The organism is Caldicellulosiruptor sp. DIB 104C, from assembly GCF_028198085.1.
Taxonomy (GTDB): domain Bacteria; phylum Bacillota; class Thermoanaerobacteria; order Caldicellulosiruptorales; family Caldicellulosiruptoraceae; genus Caldicellulosiruptor; species Caldicellulosiruptor saccharolyticus.
Window position 1 is genome coordinate 926,950 of the sequence record NZ_CP116337.1, and the last position, 14,411, is coordinate 941,360.

At 34.4% G+C, this 14,411-nt stretch carries 14 protein-coding genes; 13 read left to right on the forward strand and 1 reads right to left on the reverse strand.

Annotated features, from left to right (window positions below; genetic code table 11):
• Positions 1 to 42: 42 nt before the first annotated feature.
• Positions 43 to 801, forward strand: a complete 759-nt coding sequence (locus PGC14_RS04570) for a patatin-like phospholipase family protein (RefSeq protein WP_271629646.1) — start codon at positions 43 to 45, stop codon at positions 799 to 801.
• Here the strand turns inward: PGC14_RS04570 and PGC14_RS04575 are convergent.
• Positions 790 to 1,992 carry a nucleotidyltransferase gene (locus tag PGC14_RS04575; RefSeq protein WP_271629647.1) on the reverse strand — a complete coding sequence of 401 codons (1,203 nt, stop codon included), beginning with the start codon at positions 1,990 to 1,992 and terminating at the stop codon, positions 790 to 792. The genes PGC14_RS04570 and PGC14_RS04575 overlap by 12 nt on opposite strands.
• A 191-nt stretch (positions 1,993 to 2,183) precedes the next feature.
• On the opposite strand from PGC14_RS04575, the gene PGC14_RS04580 reads away from it, so the two are divergent.
• The 12 genes from PGC14_RS04580 to PGC14_RS04635 all read left to right on the forward strand — a co-directional run.
• Positions 2,184 to 3,329: an acyl-CoA dehydrogenase family protein gene (locus tag PGC14_RS04580; protein WP_271629648.1), complete on the forward strand. Its 1,146-nt coding sequence runs from the start codon at positions 2,184 to 2,186 to the stop codon at positions 3,327 to 3,329.
• An 18-nt stretch (positions 3,330 to 3,347) separates the two neighbouring features.
• Positions 3,348 to 4,136: an electron transfer flavoprotein subunit beta/FixA family protein gene (locus PGC14_RS04585; RefSeq protein WP_271629649.1), complete on the forward strand. Its 789-nt coding sequence runs from the start codon at positions 3,348 to 3,350 to the stop codon at positions 4,134 to 4,136.
• Positions 4,137 to 4,178: 42 nt separating this feature from the next.
• Entirely contained in the window at positions 4,179 to 5,174 is a 996-nt protein-coding gene (locus PGC14_RS04590; protein WP_271629650.1) for an electron transfer flavoprotein subunit alpha/FixB family protein, read from the forward strand.
• Positions 5,175 to 5,200: 26 nt separating this feature from the next.
• A complete protein-coding gene (locus tag PGC14_RS04595; RefSeq protein WP_271629651.1) occupies positions 5,201 to 6,082 on the forward strand; it encodes a ComEC/Rec2 family competence protein in 882 nt (293 codons plus the stop codon).
• A 17-nt stretch (positions 6,083 to 6,099) separates the two neighbouring features.
• Positions 6,100 to 6,885 carry a lipopolysaccharide biosynthesis protein gene (locus PGC14_RS04600; RefSeq protein ID WP_271629652.1) on the forward strand — a complete coding sequence of 262 codons (786 nt, stop codon included), beginning with the start codon at positions 6,100 to 6,102 and terminating at the stop codon, positions 6,883 to 6,885.
• Between the two features lie 37 nt (positions 6,886 to 6,922).
• Positions 6,923 to 8,032, forward strand: coding sequence for a DegT/DnrJ/EryC1/StrS family aminotransferase (locus tag PGC14_RS04605; protein WP_271629653.1), 1,110 nt, complete (start codon positions 6,923 to 6,925; stop codon positions 8,030 to 8,032).
• Positions 8,032 to 9,345 (forward strand): nucleotide sugar dehydrogenase, encoded by a 1,314-nt coding sequence (locus PGC14_RS04610; RefSeq protein ID WP_271629654.1) that lies wholly within the window; start codon positions 8,032 to 8,034, stop codon positions 9,343 to 9,345. The genes PGC14_RS04605 and PGC14_RS04610 overlap by 1 nt, the downstream gene beginning before the upstream one ends.
• 18 nt (positions 9,346 to 9,363) lie before the next feature.
• Positions 9,364 to 10,488 (forward strand): Gfo/Idh/MocA family protein, encoded by a 1,125-nt coding sequence (locus tag PGC14_RS04615; RefSeq protein ID WP_271629655.1) that lies wholly within the window; start codon positions 9,364 to 9,366, stop codon positions 10,486 to 10,488.
• A complete protein-coding gene (locus PGC14_RS04620; RefSeq protein WP_271629656.1) occupies positions 10,485 to 11,225 on the forward strand; it encodes an acyltransferase in 741 nt (246 codons plus the stop codon). Before PGC14_RS04615 ends, PGC14_RS04620 begins: the two co-directional genes overlap by 4 nt.
• A complete protein-coding gene (locus PGC14_RS04625; RefSeq protein WP_271629657.1) occupies positions 11,191 to 12,387 on the forward strand; it encodes an O-antigen ligase family protein in 1,197 nt (398 codons plus the stop codon). The genes PGC14_RS04620 and PGC14_RS04625 overlap by 35 nt, the downstream gene beginning before the upstream one ends.
• Positions 12,365 to 13,651 (forward strand): O-antigen ligase family protein, encoded by a 1,287-nt coding sequence (locus PGC14_RS04630; protein ID WP_271629658.1) that lies wholly within the window; start codon positions 12,365 to 12,367, stop codon positions 13,649 to 13,651. The genes PGC14_RS04625 and PGC14_RS04630 overlap by 23 nt, the downstream gene beginning before the upstream one ends.
• Positions 13,648 to 14,411: glycosyltransferase (locus PGC14_RS04635; RefSeq protein ID WP_271629659.1), on the forward strand; the 764-nt coding region annotated here is incomplete at its 3' end. The genes PGC14_RS04630 and PGC14_RS04635, both read left to right, overlap by 4 nt.

The following is a 14,411-nucleotide window of genomic DNA, read 5'->3' on the forward strand; positions in this document are numbered from 1 at the left end:
ATAAATGTCTATTAAAAATTCTATTATTTTTTGGAGGTAAAGATGAAAAAAGTATCAGTTGCCCTTGGATCTGGAGCAATGAGAGGATTTGCTCATATTGGAGTAATAGAGGTTTTGGAAAGGGAGTTTGAGTTTGAAGCATTCTCAGGTTGTAGTATCGGCGCTGTAATAGGTGCTTTTTATTGTTTAGGATATGATTTGACGTTGATTTATAAAATTGCAAGAGAGATGAGAAATGATATATTGATAGACTTTAAAATCAAAAAAAACGCTCTTATCTCTGGCAAAAATATAGAGGAGATATTGAAGATTTTTTTGAGGGATAAAAAGTTTAGCGATTTGAAATATCCATTTTATGTTGTGGCAACAGACCTATTGCGAGGGGAAGAGGTTGTTTTCAAAGAAGGAAGTCTGTATGACGCAGTTAGGGCAAGTATATCAATTCCAGGGATTCTTCCACCTGTTAAATTAAATGATATAGTTTTAGTAGACGGTGCGGTCGTGGACAAGGTGCCAGCAAAGGTCTTGAAAGAAAACGGACATGGGTTTATAATTGGTGTTGACGTTTCTGGCAAAAGTACCAAAAAAGAGCCAAAAAATATTTTTGAAATGATAATGACAACAATAGACATCATGGGTGAGGAAATTTTTAGGCTAAAACAAAATTATATTGACTATCTTATAAAGATTGATCTTGACGATATTAATCCTTATACACTTGTTGACATAGATAAAGCATACAAAAGAGGAAAGGAAAGAGCAAAAGAGGCAGTTGATCACATAAAAAAACTACTCTCTTGAGGGAATATATATTGGGTGCTGCTTAAATTCCAACTGGAGGTATTTATGAAACTCTTTGTATTTTAACGCGTGAATTTGAGAGGCCCTTATCTCTAATTCAAGAAGGCTATTGCACTCAGGATTTTTCATGATGTAACTGTCAAGCTTTGTAATGTACTTTACTTTTTCCTTGATACTATTTAAATACCTTTTACCTCTACTGTTGAATCCTAAAACTCGTATATAAGGCTTTGTAGAAAGAAGCGTTTTCTGATTTACTTTGCTATCTACAAGACAGTGAATGAATATTCTCTGAAGTCGAGTAAGTGTGTATCTTTTTGTCTTTACTTTTGAAAGAAGGTCTTCGAGACTGCTTGAACTAAAAATGTGTTTATAAAACCTATTTTCAAGACCTTCTTTTACATCAAACTGCTCTTTTAGAAAATCCTTATAAACTATTGCTCGATAGAGAAAAAACTCAAAAAAATCATTGAGGCTAACAGGACCTCTTCCACTTTCGATCTCTTCCATCAAAACTTGATAGGAAAATGGAGGCATTTTATCCTTGATGAGCTCTAAATTATTTATATTTTGCCTAATTGCTGTTGCTGAGCAAAAACTGCTACTTCCTAAGTTTGGGTCATTATAAAGGCTCCCAACTCTTTTTATTGTCAGTGGTTCTATCTTTGAATTTGTTCTCAAAATCCATTTAATATACTCAACACCAAGTATATTATTTGGTAAAAATTCAATATCTTCTTTGCTTACCCTTTTTAATGCAAGTTCACGTGCTTTTGGGAATGAATGTCCTTCTTTTAAATAAATTTTCAAATACTTTTTAAATTCATCTTCTTCAAAAGCCAAATGCATTGCTATCTTTTTTAAAAGACTTATATCTCCCGCTTCTGAGCCAAATACTACCCAGTTTACGCCTAAGCTGTTTAAGATAGAGATTGCTCCGTACGCAAAGACTTCAGCACTATTACATGCATAAGCGAATGGAAGTTCAAAAACCACGTCTACACCATTTAAAAGTGCCATTTTAGTTCGTGCCCATTTATTGACAATTGCAGGTTCTCCTCTTTGTATAAAGTTTCCACTCATCACGGCAACAACAACATCTGCCCTTGTTATTTCTTTTGTTTTTTGTAAATGGTACAAATGTCCGTTATGAAAAGGATTGTATTCCACAACTATTCCAGCAACCTTCAATTTATGCAAAAACACTCCTTTTCCTTTGAGGTAAAGTCTTAAAAAGATAATATCAGAAAAATTTTTTACAAACAAGAAAGATTTTAAGAGTATAATTTTAAATATAGAAAATGGTTTGAGTTTGACAATAAAGATTTTCATCTGATAAACTATCAAAAAAAGCTATTTAAAAATAGGGGGCGAAAGTTTAAGTGGATTACTTCTTAAGTGAAGAGCAGAAGGTTATAAAAAGGTTGGCAAAGAAGATTTCTGATGAGGTCATATCAAAGGTAGCAGGCAAATACGATAAAGAAGGAATATTTCCAAGAGATGTATTAGATTTATTAGCATACACTGAGCTAACAGGTGTTTACATTCCAAAAGAGTACGGTGGCTTTGGTGGCGGTGTGATGGAGATGTGTCTTGTTGTTGAAGAACTTTCAAGAAACTGTGCAGGGATAGCTGTGTCATATGCAGCTTCTGCTTTGGGTGCATATCCAATAATGCTTTATGGAACACAGGAGCAGAAGGAAAAGTATCTCACAAAGATTGCCAGAGGTGAGGCAATTGCTGCATTTGCTTTGACAGAGGCTGATGCAGGAAGTGATGTCAGCAATATTAAGACAGTGGCCGAAAAAAATGGGGATTTTTATATCTTAAACGGAAACAAACACTGGATAACAAACGGTGGTGAAGCTGATATCTATGTTGTGTTTGCAGTAACAGATAAATCAAAAGGACCACGAGGTATTTCAGCGTTTATTGTAGAAAAAGGATATGAGGGCTTTTATTTTGGCAAGAAAGAAGACAAGATGGGAATTAGGGCATCTTCTACTACTGAACTTGTGTTTGAAAATTGCAAAGTACCAAAAGAAAACCTATTGGGAAGAGAAGGCACGGGATTTATTATTGCAATGAAAACATTTGACAGAACAAGGCCAGGTGTTGCTGCGATGGCTGTTGGAATTGCACAGGGGGCATATGAACATGCATTAAAGTATGCAAAAGAGAGGGTACAATTTGGTCAGCCTCTTTCGTCATTCCAGGCAGTTCAGCACATGCTTGCTGATATGTACATAAACATTGAAGCGGCAAGAGCACTTTTGTACTCTACATGTAGGATGATTGACAGTGGTGCAAAAGACTATACAAAAGAGTCTTCTGCCTGTAAGGTGTTTGCATCAGATGTAGCTATGAAGGTCACAATTGATGCTGTGCAGATTATGGGTGGAAACGGGTACGTAAAGGATTATCCTGTTGAGAAGATGATGAGAGATGCAAAGGTGACTCAGATATTTGAAGGTGCTAATCAGATTCAAAGAAATATTATTGCATCTGAGATTGTAAAAGAATTATAAAAAGAGGTGGAAAAAGGTATGAAGATTCTTGTTTGTGTTAAGCAGATAATAGACCCGGATAAAATAGAATATAGTCCCGCCACGAAAACAGTAAAGAGAAATCCTCAGCATTTGATGAACAATCCAGCTGATTTGAATGCACTTGAGTTTGCCTTGAGGATAAAAGATACATTTCCTGATTCTCGAGTGTATACACTTAGCATGGGTGCTTTAGAATGCAAGGAAAGAATTAAAGAACTTGTTGAGCTTGGCGTTGATGAAGCAATTCTTTTGAGCGACAAAAGGCTTGCAGGTTCTGACGCGTCAGCTACATCTTATGCACTCTCTTGTGCTATTGAGAGTTTAGGAAGGTTTGATTTGATACTTTGTGGTGAGCATTCGCTTGACGGTGAGACATCTATTGTTCCACCCCAACTTGCTGAGTATTTGGGAATCTGTCATCTAACATCTATAGTTGATATAAAACCTAAGGATCAAAATACACTTGAAGTTGTAAAGAAAATTGAAAATGCCTTGGCAAGGTTTGAGGTAAAACTTCCTGTATTGCTCTCGGTTAAAAAAGATAGTAATTCTGTAAGATTTCCAAAACTGAGTTTCATGATAAGAGCACTTTCATATGAGCCTAAGATTCTAAGCTTAGATAGTTTAAAAAATGTAGATGTTAAAAGAATAGGACTTGACGGTTCAAAAACAGCTGTGGATGAATTTGAAGAAGAAAAGATAGAAAACTTTAGTTGTGAGATTTTTGAACAGGGTAGCTTCAAAGAGATTGAGTGTATAGTTGATGCAGTATTGAAATATATCTAATGTTTGTAAAATTCAATACGTCAAGGGGGTTATAAGAAGTAAATGGAATATACAATATTTGTACCTGTTATTTTCAAAGAGGATAAACTTCAAAAGGTCAATTCACTTTTATCTCTTATTGAGAGCAAGGTTAGTAAACAGAAGAAAATAATAGTAGGGATATATACAAATACATTTTTGGATGAGGTTTTGTTAAATCAGCTTAAACTTTTTGATGACTGTCAGGTTTTTATATATCCAAATAGTAACTTTAGTTTTTATGAAGGTCCATACATTGAGGCAGTTACAAAAAGTATAGAAGAGTTCAAACCTCAGATGGTGGTAGCACTTTCAGATGAGTTTATGAAGTCAGTTTTGGCAAGGGTTGCAGCAAGGTTTTCAGCAGGCTTTGCAGTTGATTGCTTTGACATACAGTTTGACGAATCATTTGAAAAGTTTATCTTTTTAAAGCCTGCATATGGTTCAAATATAAATGCTAAAATCTCTATAAAGGACTCTCCTATTACATTCGTTACCATAAAATCCAAAAGTGGTATTGAATGCTTATATAAGAGCCCAAAAAATGTTGAAATTTCCAGAAAGCAAATAGAAATTGAAAATAAAGCTGGTCAGATTAGCTTTATAGAAAAAATTGCGATTGAAACTATTGATAACAAACTTGAAAGTGCTAAAATAGTTATTGGTGTCGGGAGAGGAATTAAAGACAAAGAAAATCTAAAGTATGCTTTTGAGCTTGCAGATCTTTTAGGTGGTGCAGTTGGTGTTACACGACCTCTTGTTGATTTGGGATGGGCTGACAAAGAGCTTCAGATTGGACAGAGCGGCAAGATTATCTCTCCTGATGTTTATTTTGCATTTGGTATATCAGGTGCTGCTCACCACATCTGTGGAATTGGAAAGCCAAAGCTCTTGATTGCAGTAAATAAAAACAAAGATGCAGAGATATTTAAAATTGCAAACTATGGAATTGTAGCAGATGCAACACAAACTATGAAGTCTTTTATTAGAGTGTTTAAAGAGAGGTTGGAAAAGTGTTAAAGCAAGTGAAATAGTGGAGGAATACGATGAAAAAAAGGGCACTTTTGGTTTTATTATTGATTTTTATTTTATTGTTTTCGGCTTATTATTCTTTGATAAATACACAAGAAAGTTTTTGGCAAAACAATCTGAAAGAATTTTTGGCTAAGGATGTTTGTACCTTATTCTTTTTAGATGTTGGGCAAGGCGACAGCATATTAATAAAATCTCCAGAAAATAGATTTATTTTAGTAGATTCAGGACCAAATACTGCTGAAGAGAGGATTTTAAAAATTTTTAATATCTTAAACATAAAGACCTTCGATATAGTGATTGCCACACATCCACACGAAGATCATATTGGGAACATGGACAAAATAATTTCAAACTTTGATGTTAAAAAGTTTTATACCATAGATAAGACCACAAATACTCAAACATTTGAAGATATGCTAAAAGCTCTGAAAGAAAAAGGTCTAAAGATAAATATTGTAAGACCATATGATAAAATCTCAATAAACGGTGTTTTGTTTACATTTTTATCTCCGTTAAAAGATTACGAAGATTTGAACGACTCAAGTGCTGTGACAATGGTAGAGTTTGCAAAAAGAAGAGTCCTGCTCACTGGTGATATTTCAAAAGTTGTAGAATATGATATGATAAGAGCAAATGAAGATGTTAGAGCTGATGTTTTAAAAGTTTCTCATCATGGAAGCTATGCTGCAACAAGCAATATTTTTCTTAAGCAAGTAAATCCCCAGCTTGCGGTAATAAGTGTTGGGAAAGATAATCCATATGGTCATCCTCATGACTCCACGTTGAAGAGATTGAGAAATTATCGCATAAAGGTTTTAACAACAATGGACAATGGTAATATTGCAGTTATAATCTCACCAGATGGAAATGTAAAAGTCTTAACAGAAAGGTAGAAAGGAGAAAAAGATGAATGACTGAGATTTTTAAAAAGAGAATAAAAGAGATTGTGGCAATTGTACTTATTTTCATGATATTGTCGCTTGTAGTTGTGCAGTTTTTCACAAGAACTCTTTGGACTGCTGAGATAAATCTCAGACTTGATAATAACCTTCTAAATCCGCTGAGTTTTAATATGTCTTCTCCGTCTATTTCAAACATTGTACAAGGTCTGTATTCCAATATTACGTCTATTGATTTGAATAAAGAATATTTAGAAATGGTAGCATTAAACCCACCTTTTATAGATTATGTAACGAGCAAATATGGAGATGATGAGAGATTTGGTGTGTTTGTTGAGCCAAAGGCATCAAAGAGTGGGGTAAATTATATTGTTGTTAAAGCGGTTGCCGATTCTTCTGATGAGGCAGAGAAGATGCTAAATAAGTACATGGATAGCCTAAACAAGAAGGTTTTAACAGACTTAAAAAATAGGTCTGATGCTGCTCAAAAGCTTTTAAATGAACTCTTAAAGGAAAGACAAAAGTATGACAAGCTAAAATTAACAACAGCTGAACAGGAACAGTATAGCCAAATTTCTTCTGCTATAAACCTAATAAAATGGTTTAATGAGAATTATAATAAAGTGATTGATTTAAAAAGTGCCATAGATGAATATGGCAAACTCAAGATATATGAGTCAGCAGGTAGCAAGTTTGAAAAGGCTGTAAGAGTTGTAGCTGGAACCTTTGCAGGAGTTATAATAGCAGTTTTGTATGTCATTTTTAGAGAAAGAAGATATATACTTTCTAAACTGTAATAACAAAAATAATATTTTACGAATGGAGATGAAAAAAATGATATCTCTAATTGACCTAAAACGACAGTATACAATGTTGTCAAATGAGATAAATGAGGCTATAACCGAGGTTTTGCAAAGTGGCCAGTACATACTGGGACCAAAGGTTGTGGAATTTGAAAAAAGGTGCAGTGAATATTTAAATGTTAAGCACTGCATAGGCGTTGGCAATGGAACAGATGCTTTAGTAATAGCACTTGAGAGTATGGGCGTAGGAAATGGTGATGAGGTAATCACAACACCATTTACTTTTTTTGCAACAGCAGAAGCTATTGTGAGAGTTGGAGCAAAACCAGTTTTTGTTGATATTGATCCCTTTTCTTATAATATAAACCCTGATGAGATTGAAAAAAAAATTACACCAAAAACCAAAGCAATCATTCCTGTTCATATCTTCGGCCAGGTATGTGATATGGACAAGATATTAGAAATAGCAAAAAAATACAACTTATGTGTCATAGAAGATGCGTGCCAGGCTTTTGGAGCAGAATACAATGACAAAAAAGCAGGGACAATTGGTGATGTTGGATGTTTTTCATTCTTCCCAACAAAGAACTTGGGTGGTTTTGGAGATGGTGGTTTAATTGTAACCAATGATGATGAGGTTGCAGAAAAAGCAAGAATGCTTCGCCAACACGGGTCAAAGAAGAAATACTATAATGAACTTATTGGGTTCAACAGTAGGCTTGATGAAATTCAGGCTGCTATTTTGCTTGTAAAATTAAAATACATAGATGATTGGAATAAAAGAAGATCTAAGATTGCACAAAGGTACAATCAAGGCTTAAAACTTAATGGCTTAATCACGCCTGCAAAGACAAATAATTGTGAAAGAGGACATATTTACCATTTGTATGTCTTACAGCATGAAAGACGCGATGAGCTTATTAAGTATTTATCACAAAAAGGGATTGCAACAGGCGTATATTATCCTGTACCGCTACATTTGACAAAGGCTCTGCAGTTTTTAGGGTATAACGAAGGAGACTTTAAAGTGGCAGAAGAGGTCTGTAGAAAGTCATTTGCTATTCCAATGTTTCCAGAACTTACAGAAGAGGAGATAGAGTTTATCATCTCCTCAATAAATGAATTTGGAGGGAGTATATAATGAATGAAATTGCAAAACAGCTTTTAAAAAAGATTGAGGAAAAGACAGCGGTGATTGGTGTTGTTGGGCTTGGATATGTGGGGTTGCCTTTGGCTGTTGAAAAAGCAAAAGCGGGGTATAAAGTAATTGGATTTGATATACAGCAAAAGAGAGTTGACATGGTAAATAAAGGGCAGAATTACATTGGAGATGTTGTTGACAAAGAGCTTGAACAGCTTGTTAAAGAAGGGAGAATATTTGCGACAACTGACTATAGCAAGATTGCAGAAGTTGATGCAGTTGCTATTTGTGTTCCAACCCCGCTCGACAAGTATAAACAACCAGACATCTCGTATGTTGTAAACTCAACAAAAGAGATTGCAAAATACCTTCACAAAGGTATGCTTGTAGTTTTAGAAAGCACAACATATCCTGGGACAACAGAAGAGGTTGTAAAACCAGTCTTAGAAGAAAGTGGACTTGTGTGTGGTCAGGACTTTTTCTTGGCCTTTTCGCCTGAGCGTGTTGACCCTGGAAATAAAGTGTATAATACTAAGAATACACCTAAGGTTGTGGGTGGAGTTACCCCAACATGTACAGAAATTGCTGCACGGCTATATGAAAATGTTCTGGAAGGCGAAGTTTTTAGGGTAAGTTCACCAAAGGTTGCAGAGATGGAAAAGATTTTAGAAAATACATTCAGAAACATAAATATTGCACTTGTAAATGAAATGGCTATTTTATGTGAAAGAATGAACATTGACATTTGGGAAGTAATTGAAGCAGCAAAGACAAAGCCGTATGGTTTTATGGCGTTTTATCCCGGACCTGGCCTTGGCGGTCATTGTATACCAATTGACCCGTTTTATCTTACTTGGAAGGCACGTGAGTATGACTATCATACAAGGCTTATTGAAATTGCTGGCGAGATAAATAACTACATGCCAGAATATGTTGTTGAAAGGGTTATGAAAATACTGAACAAATTCAAAAAACCACTGAATGGTTCAAAAATACTGGTGTTAGGTGTTGCGTATAAAAAAGACATTGATGATATAAGAGAGTCACCTGCTTTAAAGGTAATTGAAAACTTTGAAAAGGAAAATGCGATTGTAGAATATAATGATCCATATGTTCCAAATTTTACTTATAAAGGAAAGCAATATACATCAGTGGATTTTACAGCTGAGACTCTTGGTCAATATGACATTGTTGTAATTACAACTGATCATTCTAAGTATGACTATCAGTTTATAGTGGACAATGCGAAGCTTATATTCGATACGAGAAATGCTACAAAGGGGATTAAATCAGAAAAGGTATACAAACTATAAGTTTTTGGAGGATGAAATATGGACAAGCTTAGAATTTGCTTAGTTGGATGTGGGCGAATATCGTTCAAGCATGCAGAAGCTTATGCCAACAACTTTGACAGCTTAGAAGTTGTTGGATTTTGCGATTTGATTGAAGAAAGAGCCCAAAGGACCAGACAAAAATATTATCAGCTTTTACAAAGCAAAGGGATTGAAATAAAAAAAGAAATTCCAATATATACCGATTATATTAAGATGTTGAAAGAGCAAGACACTGATATAGTTGATATTGCTACATTCAGTGGCTGTCATGCCCAGCAAACGCTTGTGGCGCTTGATTTTGGTAAGCACGTGGTTGTTGAAAAGCCTATGGCACTTTCTATTGATGATGCAGACAAAATGATTCAAAAGGCAAGGGAAAAGAAAAAGGTTTTGGCGGTATGCTTACAAAATAGATTCAACAAAAGTGTGCAGAAGTTAAAAAAGACAATTGAAAGTGGCAAGTTTGGGAAAATTCTTTACGGTGTTGCGAACATAAGATGGAACAGAAACAATGAGTACTATAAACAAGATGCTTGGCGTGGTACATGGGAACAAGATGGCGGGGCGCTTATGAACCAGTGTACACATAACATAGACCTTCTACAATGGATTATAGATTCTGACGTTGACGAAATTTATGGAGATATTGAAACATTTTTGCGGCCAATTGAAGCAGAAGACACAGGTTTTGCTTTGTTGAGATTTAAAAATGGTGCGCGTGGTATTATAGAGGGTACAACATGTGTATGGCCGTCTAATTTAGAAGAGACGCTTAGTATTTTTGGTGAGACAGGTACAGCTGTGCTTGGGGGCACGTCTGTTAACAAGATTGTTGTGTGGCGTGTTCCAGAGGAAGATGAGAAAGAGGTAATAGAGAAGTTTGCTGAAAATCCTGATAATGTATATGGATTTGGACACACACCTTTATTTAGAGATGTAATTGAAGCTATAAAATCTGGACATGACCCGCTTGTGACAGGTGAACAGGGAAAAAGGTCGCTTGAGATAATCTTAGGAACATATAAATCTGCTATTGAAAAAAAGCCTGTGAAATTTCCACTTGGCAGTTTCTCGACGCTTGATGTAAAAAAAGAATATGAAAGGCAGAGACTTGGGAAATGAGGTATATAAGTGATAGTGCTAAGATAGGCAGTAATGTTGAGTTTGGGTATTTTGTTGTAATAGAAGATGATGTTGTCATTGGAGACAACTGTAAGATTGGCCACAATGTTGTTATAAAAACTGGAAGTATAATAGGAAACAACGTAGAAATATCGGATGGCACGATTATAGGAAAGTTTCCTCAAAAGGCTTTGACAAGCAAGACAACTGAGGATGTAACATTTCCACCGGCGTTTATAGAAGATGGTGTAAAGATTGGTGCAAACTCTATTGTCTACAGAGGTGCTCACATTTGCAAAAATGTCTATATTGCAGACCTCGTGACAATAAGAGAAAATGTAAAGATAGGTGAATATACAATTATCGGAAGAGGAGTTAGTATTGAGAATAAAACTACAATTGGAAGCTATTGTAAAATAGAGACAAACGCGTATATCACAGCAATTTCAGATATTGAGGATTGGGCTTTTATTGCGCCTTGTGTTGTTACATCAAACGACAACTTTGCAGGAAGAGGCAAGGACAGAGTAAAGTATTTCAAAGGTGTAACAATAAAGCGTGGCGGGAGAATTGGTGCAAATGCAACAATTTTGCCTGGCAAAGTGATTGGTGAAGAAGGACTTGTGGGTGCTGGTAGTGTTGTGACAAAAGATGTAAGGCCACGCAAGATAGTTGTTGGAAATCCTGCAAGGGAGCTTAGAGATGTACCAAGTGATCAGCTTCTTGAAAACCAGTAAAACTGAAATTATTTTGAGTATAATAGGGATAGTTTTATTTCAGATTGTAAGGTTTTCTTATATACCTTTTTATCTTTTTCTGTTATTTATCATTGCTTTAATACTCTACTATTATAAACCAAAGTCAAAATTTGAATTTATTGACCTCATACCTTTGTTTTTTTACATTGTAATGTTTTTACTTTCAACTTTATTTTTTAAAAATGTTATAGATAAAAACAAAGCTATTTTAGGTATATTAAATGCTTTTGTCATTCCAGCTCTGTTTTATATCTTGTTTATTCTAGCTGACGACAACCTTTTGTATCGAACTAAAAAAGTTTGGCTTTGCATATTTGTTATAGCTTCAATAGTCTGTGTATTTGAATACTTATATTATTTGTTGTTCAGAACTTATAAAGAAAGGACAATTTCGATTTTTTTCAATCCTAACATCTTTGCGTTCTTTTTAGTAATGGTTTATCCCTTTATATTGAGCTTTTTAAAGAGCGATAGGCTGAAGATAGGAGGGACCCTCGTTATATTTTTAGAGATTTTGCTCTCTGGATCAAGGACGGGCTTTTTGGTCTTTCTCTTTGAGGCGGTCCTTATAAACATAAAACTTGTTCGCAAAAATATAGGAAAGCTTTTTATGGGTTTGAGTTTGATTTTGTGTTTGTTCTTACCTAAGATTATTTATAGAATTCCGAGAGTTTCTGATATATACAATACAAAAAATGCGGTGGGACAGAGAATCTTTGCAATAGAGTTTGTTCTAAATTACTTTAAGCACAAAAATCTATTTGAAGGAATAGGAGCAGGGCAATTTGAAAGTCTGTTTAGAAGTTTGAAACCACCTGGGATTGTCTTGCTTCGCTCAGCCCATAATTTATTTTTAAATGCTCTTATTGAATATGGTATAATAGGATATGGGATGTTTATTTTTTTAGTATATTTTCTTGTCTTTGTTTCTACATTTAATATTGCGAGGTCAAACGAAGATTCTGATTGGATGGTATTTGTTGGTCTGATTTCTATCACGATATTCCAAATGTTCGACATGGCTGAGATAACAAACGTGAGAATGATGGTTGTAAACTTGATTTATGTTTATTATATAGCTTTGATTTTACGAAAATTTAGAAGGTGGAGACAAAAGGATGAACAAGCCTTTTCATCTTAGATTGAAACAGGAATATTTGCCATTTTTTATATACCTCACTTTTTTGGCCAGTTTTTTTGGCAGTACACTTGCGTATCCTCGTTTGAGTTACCTTTTTTTATATAGGATATTTTTAGGGTTTTTATTTGTACTGATTTGCATAGATATAATCTTAAATAGGGTTGAGGTAAAAAGGTTTTTGAATTTTTCTTCGTATTTTTTAGTCGGATGGAGTGCCTATTCTCTCCTTAGCTTTTTATGGGCACAGGATATTAAAAGTGCTCTTCGCGACCAGGTATTTTTAACGGTAAATATCGTAGTTATTTTAATTTTTATGTATTACTCGAACTACATAAGATGGAATATTTTAGAAAACATTATTTTGTTTTCATATGTAGTAAACATTCTGGTTGGATACTGGGAGGTTATAACAGATAAACATCTTTGGACATCCAAAATTCCTCTATATAACTTACACAGAACACCATCAACCTTTTTTGCAAACCCAAACGATTTTGCTACTTATTTGGTGTTGTATCTACCGTTTATTTTGAATTTTATTGTACGTGAAAAGCTACTAACTCTTAAGAAAATAGTAGCTTTAACTGTAGCTTTGTTGTCAGTGCCTCTTTTAATACTTACCACGAGCAGAGCAAATTATATAGGTTTTGTTTTAGCTTTAATAGTATACTTTTTGTTAATTAATAACTCAGAACGAAGGGAATATTTGAAGTATGCGTTTGTCATTTTCTTATTTTTAATAGTTCTCATCGGTTTTAAGTTGGACTTTGGTTTTTTGAGTAAAGTAGGAGGGATGATTGCAACCCAACTGTCTTCACTTTCTGATTTTTCAACAAGTTCACTTACATCAAATGTGAGAAGAGAACTTTTGATTGTGTATGGTCTTTCATTTTTGTATGACTATCTTTTCTTGGGTGTTGGAGCAGGAAACAGCAGAGTTTTGATGGAAAAGGTAAGACAGTATACTGTAAACGTGGAACTTCATAATTGGTTTTTAGATGTGCTTGTATGTTATGGTTTAATTGTTTTTGCACTCTATGTAATTTGGATTTTTTATGTAATATACAAACTACTACACGTTAAAGGTTCAAACAATAAATTAAAATTGCCAGCAGTTTCAACAATAGCTTCACTTGCTGCATTTGGTATCTCAAGCATAAGTTCGTCAAAGATGATAGAGATGAGGATTATGTGGTTTTTGTTTGCACTTGCACTTTTTATAATAACAAGTCCACAGGAGGACAAAGGAGAGCCAGAAAATTGAAAAAGGTATTAGTTTTGTCATCTGCACATCCTTGGGACGATGAAAGAGTGTTTAATAAAATTGCAAAGAGTTTAAAAAAAAGGTATGAAACAGTTTTATGTGCCGTAGCAGAGGATGATTTACAGGTTGTAGACGGTATAAAAATCTACGGATTAAAAAAGCTATCGAGAGCAAAGAGGTATAAAAATTATTCAAAGATTATAAGGATAGTAAAAGAAGAAAAGCCAGACATAATTCATTTTCACGATCCAGACCTTTTGCTTCTTGCTTTATATTTTAAGTTGATACTCAAGAAAAAAGTTATATACGATGTTCATGAAGACTACTCCTTAGCGTTTAAGGACCGCGAGTATTTACCAAAACTTTTAAGAAGCCTTTTTTCTTCTATTTTTAATCTCTTTGAAAAAAATGTGAGTAAATTATTTGATGGTATGGTTGTTGTCACTGAGGACATTTTTAATAAATTCAATTGCAAAAATAAGGTTATATTAAAGAACTTCCCAACTATTGATATGTACGAAAAAAGGGAGGAGTATAACTTAGATGGCACAATAAATCTTGTTTATATTGGAAGTGTATCATATCAGAGGGGAATTACAAATTTAATTTTAGCGGTAAAAGATTTGCAAAATCTTAATATAAAGTTAGATATTGTAGGACCTGCCGAAAGCAGTAATTATTTTGAAGAAATAAAGAAATTTGAAAATGAAAAGATAAAAATTTGGGGAAGAGTGCCCAAAAGCTGTGTTCCTGATATTTT